Origin of the sequence: Streptomyces sp. NPDC059679, from assembly GCF_042734105.1 — a bacterium.
Lineage (GTDB): Bacteria > Actinomycetota > Actinomycetes > Streptomycetales > Streptomycetaceae > Streptomyces.
In genome coordinates, this window is the sequence record NZ_JBHWES010000096.1 from 25238 (window position 1) to 35974 (window position 10737).

Consider the following 10737-nt stretch of genomic DNA (forward strand, 5'->3'; position numbering starts at 1 on the left):
CATGACCGTACGAACCGACCCCCACCTCGCCCTCGTACGCCCCGTCACCCCGCGTGCCCCGGGGTGCGAGGAGTGCCTGGCCACGCATTCCCCCTGGGTCCACCTCAGGCTCTGCCTGACCTGCGGCCACGTCGGCTGCTGCGATTCCTCGCCGAACCGGCATGCCCGCCGTCACGCCGCTGCCGACGGCCATCCGATCGTGGCGTCGCTGGAGCCCGGCGAGGACTGGCGGTGGTGCTTCGTCCATGAGGCGTTCGTGTGATGCCCGGCGACGAGACGCGGCCCGGCTCAGCGCCTGTGCCGGACGAGGCGGAGGAGAGCGTCCCCTTCGAGACTCCTGACATCTACGGCGCCTATCCCCGCCTGTCGGACGACCAGATGGCCCGCCTGGCACAGCACGGCTGGCGGCGCGCGGTTGACGCCGGTGACGTGCTGATCCGGGAGGGTGAGCGGTGCGAGACGTTTTACGTCGTCCTCAGTGGTTCGGTCGCCATCGTCGAGGGCTACGGCACGCCTGATGAACACCTGCTACGTGTACACGGCCCCGGCCGCTTCATCGGCGAACTCGGCCTCCTGAACGGACAGGTGGCCTTCTACACCGCCGTGGTCAGGGACCCCGGCGAGATTCTCGCCCTGTCCATGGACCAGCTGCGTGACCTGGTGACCCGGGACTCCATCCTTGGTGATGTGGTGCTGCGCGCCTGCCTGGGCCGCCGTGCTCTGCTCGTCGGGCAGGGCGCCGGTTTCCGCATCATCGGCTCGCGCTATTCGCCCGACACTCGGCGGCTGCGCGAGTTCGCCGCCCGCAACCGGCTGCCGCACCGCTGGATCGATCTGGAGACGGACGAGGAGGCCGAGGCGCTGCTGCGCCGCTTTGCGGTTGGTCCGGAGCAGACGCCGCTGGTGATCTGGCGGGACACGACCTTGCTGCGCAATCCGAGCAACGCCGAACTGGCCCGGTTCATCGGCCTGCCGCCCCTGCCGTCGAGCAACGGCCACGGCGATCTCCTGATCGTCGGCTCCGGTCCGGCCGGCCTCGCCGCCGCGGTGAACGCCGCCTCGGAGGGCCTCGGCACGACCGTGGTCGAGGCGATGGCCACCGGTGGACAGGCCGGGACGTCCTCCCGCATTGACAACTGCTTCGGCTTCCCTTCCGGCATCTCCGGCGCCGAACTCACCGAGCGCGCTGTGCTCCAGGCGGACAAGTTCGGCGCCCGGATCAGCGTCCCGGCGGAGGCGGCCCGGCTCGAACCGCGGGACGGCGACTACGCCGTCAGCTTCGCCGACGGCAGCGAGATCACCGCCCGTACCGTCGTCCTGGCCACCGGCGCTCGCTACCGCCGCCTCCATGTACCCGGCATCGAACCGTTGGAGGGCGCGAGCGTCCACTACTCGGCGACCGTCTACGAGGCCCAGCAGTGCCGTACCGACCCGGTGGCGGTGGTCGGCGGCGGCAACTCCGCAGGCCAGGCCGTGCTCTTCCTGGCCGGGTACACACCGCAGGTGTATCTGCTCGTCCGTGGGCCGAGCCTCGAGGCGCACATGTCCCGCTACCTGATCGATCAGATCGAGCGCCACCCGCGGGTGCGCGTGCTGCTGCACACCGAGATGACCGAGGCACTCGGCGACAAGGCGCTGGAGGCGGTCACCGTGGTCGACCACCGTACGGGCGAGCACCGCCACCTCGCGGTGCGGGCCCTGTTCGTCTTCACCGGCGCAGACCCTCACACCGAGTGGCTGTCCGGCGCGCTCGCCCTCGACGCGCGCGGCTACGTGCTCACCGGCGCGGAGGCGCAGGCGTGCTCCGTTCCCGAACTGTGGCAGAGCCAGGGCCGCGACTGCCTGACGTTGGAGACCAGCCTGCCTGGCGTCTTCGCCGCCGGCGACGTCCGCAGCGGCTCGGTGAAGCGTGTGGCCTCCGCGGTCGGCGAAGGCGCGATGAGTATCCACTTCGTGCACCGCTACCTGGGCCACGCGGCCGCGCCGGGCGGCACCGACAGCTCCCCGTACACCCGTCCGAAGGAGTCCGCTTGGCTCGCATGACGCCCAGCGGGCGAGGAGATCACGAGAAGGAGGCGATGGGAATGACCATGCCCGTCCGGCGCCACCGCGGTGGCGCAGTGCAGGACAGGCCCCTGGGCTGGGCACGCGATCCGGTGACGGAGTTCGACCAACTGCTCAGCGAGATGGGCGGACTGATCGAATCCGCGGTGGGAGGCGTGGCGCCCGCAGTCGCGTGGACACCCCTGGCGGATGTCACGGAGTCCGACGACGCCTTCCACGTCGAGATCGAACTCCCCGGCGTCAAGAGCAAGGACATCGACGTCGAAGCCAACGGCCAGGAGTTGGTGGTCACCGGAGAGATCAAGGAGAAGGAACGCAAAGGCGTCCTGCGCCGGAGCACCCGCCGCACCGGAGCCTTCGAGTACCGGCTGCGGCTGCCCGGAGAGGTCGACACCGAAAAGATCAATGCGCAGACGTCGGACGGGGTGCTCACCATCACCATCCCCAAGGCCGAGGTCGCAAAGCCGCGGCACGTCGAGATCAGCGAGACGAGTGAAAGCACCGAGAGCAGCGGATGAGACGCGAACGCCGCGGTTCCGGACACACGTCCGGCACCGCGGCCGGTCCGGCGACGCTCGACACCCGGGTGACTCAGCCGAAGGGGGAACAGACTCAGCGGTGCGCGGTGGCCCATGTCCGCTTGGTCCTCGCGGTCGAATGCCCGTGCGCAGCGCTCGGCGTCCTGGGCCGTCGGATAACGCTTGCTTCCCTCCGCTCCGCCCCACGCGCGCAGTGCCAGAGCATCGTGTCGCCCTCATGGAGAAAGTGAGAACGGTGTCCCAGAAGGTGGCAGCGCAGCGCAGAAGACCACGCCATGCGGACCTGCCCATTCCGGCCTGTTCTGCCCCTTTCCGGGCAACAGCCCATGGCCCTGAACGAGGAGGCGTGGCATGACCACCACTGCCGAGCTCGGTGTCGTCACGACCAACAGGTCCCCGCCCGGCGCAACAGCGCACCGGGCGACCCCATGACCAGCGGTGACCGGGGCAGAAGAAAGGCAGCTATGAAATACGACGGATTCCTCGCCCGTGTGCGCGAGCGAGGCGAATACAACGACCAGGACGAAGCCGCGGACGTCACCAACGCCGTGCTGGAAGTGCTGGCCCAACGGATCAACCCGGGAGAGGTCAAGGACCTCGCATCCCAGCTGCCCGGCCCGCTGGGACAAGTCCTGGACCATGCCACGCCGCAGCAGGCGCGAGGCTTCGGAATCGAAGAGTTCTACCGCCGGGTCGCCGAGCGCACCCATGCCCGGCCGCGTACGGCGCAGTGGGACGCCAGCGCGGTCCTGACCACCGTTGCCGATGCTGTCACCGGCGGAGAGCTGAATCAGATCATCAGCCAACTCCCCTCCAGTTACGCGGTCCTGTTCGGCAAGGCCGACCTCGCGGACTGAGCTCGTGAGGCGCCAGAATGAAAGGCTCACGAAAATGGTTGATACAGGCTTCTCCTCGTTCTACACCATGGTGGACAAGGTAAATCGGCTTCTCAAAGACGTCGAGGAGGCTTTCGAGTGGCCCAAAGAGCTGCACCCGCTTCGGGATCGTCTCCCGGTCAAGACGGCCGGGTCCGGAGCGAATTCCCCTATGCGGTCGAGGGCGGCAGCGAGAAGCTGGTGCGCACCGTACTGAAAACTCTGGAGCGCCATGTGAGTGCCGGCGAATGGCAGCACCTCAAATCCCGGGTGCCGAACTCGTTTGCCGCGCTCCTGCCGTGACCCGGTCGGAGGAGGTCATGAGCGCGGCCCGACGCGCCGAGCAGGCCTACGGCGCCCTGGCCGGGACGAGCCTCTGGTCGGCTGCCGGGCAGGTCGAGGGCCCGATGGTGCCGCTGGTGCCGCACCGGGAGAAAGGTATGGCCGAGACCGCTCTGCCCGAGCGGCGGGTCAAGCGTGCTCAGAGCATGACGTACAGACTCGGGACACCGAGACCGACCGTGATCGCCTGGATCGCCTGGATCAGGGCGTACAGGCCCCGCTTTGTTCCCGGCGAGCGGAAGCCGGGGCGCAGACGAACCTCCTGTGGCAGCAGCCACCCATCACGACCGACAGCAGCATGAACCTGGATCCGCCTACCCGAGTGATCGATCGGACGAGCCCGCGCCGCTTGCATTCACAGTGATCGCCTGAGGCCCCTGCATGCGCGGGTATGGCGCTGCAGATGTGCGGCACCATACCCGCCGCTTCCCGGAGACGGAGCTAGGCTCGGCATCCACCGACGTCAGCGTCTGCGTCCTCGCAGTGCCGACGCCACGGATGCGCTCTCCGGCTCTTGCGGTCACGGATCAGGGGGCTGCCACTCGAACATCAAGATCGTGGCGTCGTCCGGACGCCAGATCGTGCCCCATGCCGTCAAAAATTGTGACGTGCAAAACATCCTCGGTGAACGCATGGTCGAAAGTATCGCCGCCCAGTTCGTACGCAGGCTCCAGAACCGCCGTCGAAACGACCCGCCCGGTGCCGATCGACCGGGGAGGGAGAAAAGCCCTCACCATCTCCGTGGGCAGGTGCATCGGCCTGGTAGGCATGCGCTGCGCGATGGTGTCGCTGTAGGTGCGCTTGGATGTGATGATCAGTGCGAGGAGCAGCGCCGTCGTTCGACAGGTGATGCCAGCTGGGCTGCTCTGAGCAGTTCCTCTAGCAGCCGCTCACCGGACCCGATGGACATTTTCCGGTCCATGCCTTCGATGATCCCCGCGAGATCGAGCCGCCACAATCTGACCTCTCCGACATCCGAGATGTGCGCCGATCAGCCTGGGTGCTGGAGCTTGCCCTTGCGGATCGGCCGGGCATCGGGATCGGCTGACGACATCAGCCGGTCGGGGATCGTGCGGATGCCCGCAAGCCGTACAGATGTCGGCTCCAGGCCGGCGGGTGCCCGCCGCGGTCTCGGCCGGCTCACCGACCAGGACCGCTTTCGGTAGCACCTTGGACGTGGACGAGGGCCTGCGGCGAGCCAGCAGATCGTTGCAGCAGCCGAAGAAGCAGAGCGCGCTGACGCTGTTTGGCCGTGGTCTGCACCGCCTGGTCCGGTCGCCACTCACAGCAGGAGGTCGAAGACGGCTCGGGCCTCGTCCCAGTGCTGGGTCTGGGGGTTCTTCAGGTCGGGGTGGAGGATCTTGAAGCACTGAGCAAGGGCCAGGCTGAGTCCGCCGATGATGTCCGGATAGGCCGCCTCGGTCTCTTCGTCGGGCGTGCGGTCCAGAGCGGGGTGGGTGGCGAGCTGTTCCAGGATCGGTTTGAGTTCTACTTCCTGGTCGATCTTCCGGAAGTGGTGAATGCTCTCCTGAAGGCCTTTCGTGATCGGTAGGTCACAGGTCCGGATGATGTCGCGCCCGTTGGCCTTGGCAGTTGCCTGGGCGACGGTCAGCAGATCGTAGAGCTTGGCGTCGACGAAGTCGCTGTAGCGCTTGAGATCGTTCTTGTCGACGTCCAGCCCCGCGGCCGCGCGGAAGAACCTTTCGAACCTGGCGATGGACATCACGGTCATGACGGCAACCTCCGGCTGCGGGCGCCGGGGCGGCTCCCGGCCCCTGGGCTTTCCATTCAGCCTGGCCGACGGGGCGCGCGAACGCATGCGCATGTCGGGCCCAATTAGCCTCCCTGTGTTGCCCTGCCAGGCCCAGGCGTCCGACTGCCCGAGTAGTCGGACGGGCGTGCGGATGGACAGCAGGAAGCGCTCGGGAGAGGCCGGTGAACAGCAGCCAGGGCCGGTTGACGCGGACCAGCCTGCCTAGCGGCCGCAACCGCCCGCGGACGAGCGGTGCCTCGTTGGTGTGCTGGATCCTCCCGGGTGGCAGGGCGTTGCCGGACTCTGAGATCAGCGCTCCGATCACGCCGAGGGCCGCTCCCCCCAGCCTGTGGGCGGCGCGCATCAGGCCGAGCATGGGCAGCGACAGCAGCGCGATGTGCTCCGGCGGGCTGATCATGGCGATCACGGGGCGGGTGTTGTCCTGGTAGGGCAGGTCCCGTTCTTCAGTCGCTTCGCGACCTCCGTTGACCATCCCGGATCGGCCACGAGGACGACGTTGAGCCGCGGCCGCTGGGGGTGAACAGGCGGCGCTGGGGGTGTGGTCATCGATTGCCCTGTACGCGAGGGTGCCGGTTTGTGGGTGTAGGTTCGGCCGGGGGTCGCGCGGCCGACGCGACCCGGCGGGGCGTTCCGGCTAGGCTCACATCCGTGACGTGGCTGCGGGCCTTCGGGGAGGTCGTGCGATCCGGGCTCACGATCGAGGAGACGCGGCTGGAGCCCCTGCTCGCGCTGCGCACGGCCGCTGGGGTGGCCATCGTCATCGGGCCGGCGCTGTGGCTGGTCTCCCCTGCGTATGCCGCGTCCGCCGCCCTCGGTGCCTACTCCGCGGGTGGGGCCACCTTCCAGCGCACCTGGCGTCCACGCAAGGTGATCGCGCTCGGCGCGGGCGCGGGGCTGGCGCTCAGCACCTTCGTGGGCTACCTGGCGGCGGGGCGACTCGTGACGTTCCTCCCGCTGCTGGCCGTATGGGCCTTTGTCGCGGGGATGGCGTGGGCCGTCGGCTCGACCGCTGGGATCGTCGCAGCGACGACCGTTGGCAGCATGCTGGTGACCATCACCCTGCCCACGAGCGTCGGGCGAGCCCTGGAGCACGCCGGGGTCATCGCGCTCGGGGGCGTGGCGCAGGCCGTGCTGATCCTGCTGTTCCCGATCCGTCGTTGGGGGGCGCATCGTGACGCGCTCGCCGACGCCCTGGCCGCCGTGGCGGACTACGCCCGCCGGCTGCGGCACGACCCGGCCGCCCCGTTCGACCCGGAACCGTTGATGGCGGCCCGGGACGCGGCCGCCGTGACGCCATCACAGGCCCGCACCCGTCCCCCCGTCCTTCACGGCCCCCGGGGACTCGCCGAGCGCATTCGGCCGGTCGTCGCCGCACTCGCCGACCCGGACGTCGGCGCCCCGACGGAGGGACCCGGGCGGGACCGCGCGCGGGAGTTGCTCGACGCGGCCGCCGACGTTCTGGATGCGGTCGCCCGCTCGATCCGCCGCGGCACTCCCGCCGAGGTGCGGCCCGGGAGCTCGGACGTCCTGCGCGTCGACGAGGAGCACGAGGTACTGGAGGGCCCCGCGAGGCAGGCCGCCGAGCGGCTCGTGGAACTGCTCGGCGAGGCGTTGGAGATCGCCGGGAGTGGTGGCGCGCGCGGGAGGACGCCCACGCTGCCCGGCCCCGCGGGCGCCCAGTTCCTGGTACGCCCGACAATGTTCCGGCTGGTCCCGGTCGTCCTCCGGGCGGTCCGCCGTGAGCTCCGCCGGGACTCGCCCGTGTTCCGGCACGCCGTCCGCCTGGCGGCGGTGGCCACGCTCGGCTATCTGATCGCCGCCCGGCTCCCCCTGGGCCACGGCTACTGGGCGCCCATCGCCTCGGTGATGGTGATGCGGCCGGACTTCCACCGGACGTACGCGCGCGCGGTGGCCCGTCTCGCCGGGACCCTGGCGGGGGTCGCGCTCGCCACCGGGATGGTGCGGGCCCTGGGACCGGATGCCCATGTGTTCGGCGCGCTGGCGGTGGTCTCGGCGGGCCTGTCGTACACGCTGATCCGTACCGGCTACGCCTACTCCCAGTGCTTCACCGCCGCGTACGTCGTCTTCCTGCTCGGCATGGGCGGCCAGGCGTGGGAGCAGACGGTCCCGGAGCGGGTGGTGCTCACCCTGCTCGGCGGGGCCCTGGCAATGCTGGCGTACGTGGTGTTCCCCGCATGGGAGACACCCCGGCTGCCGGGCCGGCTTGCGGATTGGCTCGCAGCCAACGGCCGCTATGCGGCCGCGGTGCTCCGCAACTACGCCGAACCGACCCGGGAGCATCACGCCGACATGCGCAGGGCACTGCTGGCGAGCAGGGAGGCACGTGCCGCCTGGCAGGAGGCATACGACCGGGCAAGGCGGGAACCAGTCCGCCCCAGGGGGCTGACATCGCGCGAGGCGCAGGAGGCGCAGGAGGCGCTCAAGGGGTTCGGCCGCGCGGCGATGCTCATGGAGAGCCACGTCCCGCGGGCCGACAGCCGTGTCGTCCCCGAGGCGGAGCGGTTCGCCGAGGCCCTGGAGGCGGACACCGCGCAGGCGGCAGCCGACGTGCGCGAGCACAGGAATCCGGACTGGGGGCGCGTGGAGGAGGCGCTCCACGCGTGGGAGGGCGCCGCCGGGAACCGGAGCCCGGTCGTGCGGCGCGAGGCGGAACTGCAGAAGCAAGCCTTGGAGGACCTCGCGACGGCCGTGAGCCGCACACCCCTGGAACGGGACGTCGGCTCTGCTCGCGAGGAGCAGCGAGTGCGGGCGGCCGCGGCAGCGGAAGGTGACGGATCAGGACCCGCGCACCGGGGTGGGTGACGAAGTCGGCGACGGGGAGCGCCACGCCTCCTGGAACAGGAAGTAGTCTCCCGGCCGCGTCGAGCGCCGCCACACGTACACCTGTGCCGCTCGGAAATACGGTTCGATGCTGTGTACTGCGGCGATGCCGTTCGGTCAGGCAGCCTGGCGGTACTCGTTGATCAGGCCACCGAGAACGGGCCGTCGTTCGATTCGATGGGGCGTGAGGTCGGTGACGTTGGCCAGGGCGGGTAGTTCGGTACTGTCCGGGGGGAGTTGCTGCCGGGACTGGTGGGGGCGGTGCTGGTTGTAGTGCCGGATGTACTCGGTCAGCACCTTCACGGCATGGGCTTCGTTGCAGATCAGGATCCGGTCGAGGACTTCGCGGCGTAGGGTGCCCACGGCTCGCTCGCAGACTGCGTTCGCTTTCGGCGCCCGGGGCGGGTTGAGCAGGATCTCCATGTCGTCGGCCTGGAAGACGGCGTCGAAGGCGCTGGTGTACGTGCTGTCCCGGTCCCGGAGGAGGAGGCGCGGGGAGTGCAGCCGGCACCCCAGCGTCATGGTGAGGTTCCTGGCCTGCTGGACGGTCCATGGGACGGTGGGGTGCGCGGTGACGCCGGCGAGGTGAACGCGCCGGGTGTCGTGTTCGATGAAGACCAGGGCGTACAGGCGCTTGAGGGTGATGGTGTCGATGTGGAGGAAGTCGGCGGCGAGGATGCCGTGGGCCTGGGGGTGAGGAATTCACGCCAGGGAGGGCTGGAGCGCTGCGGAGCGGGATTGATGCCGGCCGCGTGCAGGATCTCCCAGACTGTGGACAGGGCGATCTGGTAGCCGAGGCGTGCGAGTTCGCCCTGTGTACGGCGGTGCCCCACGTACTGTTTTCCTTGGCCAGGCGCAGGATGAGCTGTTTGATGGTGGGCGCGGTGGACGGCCTGCCGGGGCGGCGCTGGGGAAACGTCCACTTCCGCGCCAGGAGTTGCCGGTGCCAGGCCGGCAGCGTGGTAGGAGTGACTGCGAATACGCGGCGCCAGCGTTCCCGCGGGATTAGCCGGGAAAGGACGGCGAGCCAGATTCGGTCGGCGGGCTCGTAGCGGACTCGGGCGTTCTGGCGGCGTAACACCGCGTTCTCGTGCCGCAACGCCAAGACCTCCGCGTCCTTGGCCACGCGTCAGCGCAGCACCGCTGCAGGCACCTTGATCAGGTCCTCCGGACCGGCGCGGTGACGATTGAAAGCGGCAACGGCAGATCATCCCAGGCGCCGAGCAGGCCGCCGCCCTGTGCGGAGAAGCTGCAGGACAGACCCAGAATCGTATTTCCGAGCGGGACACGCACTCCAGCACGATTCGGGACCGCAAGGCCAGAGCCTGAGCCGTCGACCGGCGACGCACCCACCCCTCAAGCACGGCACGCTGAGCATCCGTTACCGACAACGGCGGGATCTTCGGTCCACGACGATTCACACCAAACCAACGACGAACCTCTGACTCAGGTCAATTTGCGGCGCATCACACTAGTGTGATGCGCCTGAAATCGCAGGCTTAAGTCTCTCTCTGATCCTCGGTGGCTGGCGGAGTGACCTTGGTGAGGTAGTCGGCGAGGGATTTGAGGATTTCGTCGGCGGTCTTGGTCCAGGTGAAAGGCCTGGGGTTCTCGTTCCACGAGTCGATCCAGGCCTTGATGTCATCCTCCAGCGCCTTCACCGAGGTGTGGACGCCGCGGCGAATGAGCTTGTCGGTCAGCAGGCCGAACCACCGCTCGACCTGGTTGATCCAGGAGGAGCCGGTCGGAGTGAACTGGACGTGGAAGCGGGAGTGCTTGCCGAGCCAGGTCTTGATCTCGGGGGTGTTGTGGGTGGCGTAGTTGTCACATACCAGGTGCACGTCGAGCCCGGCGGGAACCGCCTTGTCTATCGTGACCAGGAACTTCTTGAACTCGACAGCCCGATGGCGGCGGTGCAGTTCACCGATGACAGTGCCGTCGGCGATGTTGAACGCGGCGAACAGGCTGGTGATGCCGTGCCGCAGATAGTCGTGGGTGCGCCGCTCGGGCATGCCCGGCATCATCGGCAGCACCGGCTGCGAGCGGTCCAGCGCCTGAATCTGGCTCTTCTCGTCCACGCACAGCACCACGGCCTTCTCGGGCGGGTGGTGGTACAGGCCGACGACGTCGACGACCTTCGCGACGAACTGCGGGTCGGTGGAGAGCTTGAAGGCATCTTGCAGGTGCGGCTTGAGGTCGAACTTCTTCCAGATCCGTCCGATGGTGGACTTCGACAGTCCGGTGCGGGCGGCCATGGAGGCCCGCGACCAGTGCATGTCCTGGCCCGGGGTGGATTCCAGCG

The 10737-nt window shown here is 68.9% G+C and carries 8 protein-coding genes and 3 pseudogenes; 6 read left to right on the forward strand and 5 right to left on the reverse strand.

All coding sequences use genetic code 11. The features are described 5' to 3' along the window. Window position 1 precedes the first annotated feature (1 nt). From ACFV2X_RS50730 to ACFV2X_RS50750, 5 genes are all read left to right on the forward strand, one after another. Complete coding sequence (locus ACFV2X_RS50730; protein ID WP_263233558.1) at window positions 2-262, forward strand: UBP-type zinc finger domain-containing protein; 261 nt, start codon at window positions 2-4, stop codon at window positions 260-262. After that, on the forward strand, window positions 262-2043 hold the full coding sequence (locus ACFV2X_RS50735) for an FAD-dependent oxidoreductase (protein WP_385629982.1): 1782 nt from the start codon (window positions 262-264) through the stop codon (window positions 2041-2043). Before ACFV2X_RS50730 ends, ACFV2X_RS50735 begins: the two co-directional genes overlap by 1 nt. A gap of 41 nt (window positions 2044-2084) precedes the next feature. Beyond that, window positions 2085-2582 carry an Hsp20/alpha crystallin family protein gene (locus ACFV2X_RS50740; RefSeq protein WP_385629985.1) on the forward strand — a complete coding sequence of 166 codons (498 nt, stop codon included), beginning with the start codon at window positions 2085-2087 and terminating at the stop codon, window positions 2580-2582. A gap of 485 nt (window positions 2583-3067) precedes the next feature. Beyond that, window positions 3068-3460: a DUF2267 domain-containing protein gene (locus ACFV2X_RS50745; protein WP_385629988.1), complete on the forward strand. Its 393-nt coding sequence runs from the start codon at window positions 3068-3070 to the stop codon at window positions 3458-3460. A 117-nt stretch (window positions 3461-3577) separates the two neighbouring features. Then, window positions 3578-3781, forward strand: coding sequence for a hypothetical protein (locus ACFV2X_RS50750; protein ID WP_385629990.1), 204 nt, complete (start codon window positions 3578-3580; stop codon window positions 3779-3781). Window positions 3782-4386: 605 nt separating this feature from the next. Here the strand turns inward: ACFV2X_RS50750 and ACFV2X_RS50755 are convergent. The 3 genes and pseudogenes from ACFV2X_RS50755 to ACFV2X_RS50765 all read right to left on the reverse strand — a co-directional run. Continuing rightward, window positions 4387-4665 (reverse strand): annotated as a pseudogene (locus ACFV2X_RS50755) (serine/threonine protein phosphatase); the annotation flags it as partial. A 152-nt stretch (window positions 4666-4817) separates the two neighbouring features. Then, window positions 4818-4977: pseudogene (locus ACFV2X_RS50760) on the reverse strand (ISNCY family transposase); the annotation flags it as partial. Between the two features lie 125 nt (window positions 4978-5102). Beyond that, on the reverse strand, window positions 5103-5552 hold the full coding sequence (locus ACFV2X_RS50765; protein ID WP_385629992.1) for a DUF1931 family protein: 450 nt from the start codon (window positions 5550-5552) through the stop codon (window positions 5103-5105). A 690-nt stretch (window positions 5553-6242) separates the two neighbouring features. Between ACFV2X_RS50765 and ACFV2X_RS50770 the strand changes: the two genes are divergently transcribed. Continuing rightward, window positions 6243-8417, forward strand: coding sequence for an FUSC family protein (locus ACFV2X_RS50770; RefSeq protein WP_385629995.1), 2175 nt, complete (start codon window positions 6243-6245; stop codon window positions 8415-8417). A 135-nt stretch (window positions 8418-8552) separates the two neighbouring features. On the opposite strand, the pseudogene ACFV2X_RS50775 reads toward ACFV2X_RS50770, so the two are convergent. Together ACFV2X_RS50775 and ACFV2X_RS50780 are read right to left on the reverse strand one after the other, a co-directional pair. Beyond that, window positions 8553-9635, reverse strand: a pseudogene (locus ACFV2X_RS50775) (integrase core domain-containing protein). Window positions 9636-9934: 299 nt separating this feature from the next. After that, on the reverse strand, window positions 9935-10737 hold an 803-nt coding region (locus tag ACFV2X_RS50780; RefSeq protein WP_385629998.1), incomplete at its 5' end, for an IS630 family transposase.

What these genes read in the sequence shown, in the direction of transcription:
- ACFV2X_RS50740 (WP_385629985.1), top strand. Translation starts at nt 2,085, where the DNA reads ATGACCATGCCCGTCCGGCGCCACCGCGGTGGCGCAGTGCAGGACAGG.
- ACFV2X_RS50735 (WP_385629982.1), top strand. Translation starts at nt 262, where the DNA reads ATGCCCGGCGACGAGACGCGGCCCGGCTCAGCGCCTGTGCCGGACGAG.
- ACFV2X_RS50765 (WP_385629992.1), bottom strand. Translation starts at nt 5,552, where the DNA reads ATGACCGTGATGTCCATCGCCAGGTTCGAAAGGTTCTTCCGCGCGGCC.
- ACFV2X_RS50745 (WP_385629988.1), top strand. Translation starts at nt 3,068, where the DNA reads ATGAAATACGACGGATTCCTCGCCCGTGTGCGCGAGCGAGGCGAATAC.
- ACFV2X_RS50730 (WP_263233558.1), top strand. Translation starts at nt 2, where the DNA reads ATGACCGTACGAACCGACCCCCACCTCGCCCTCGTACGCCCCGTCACC.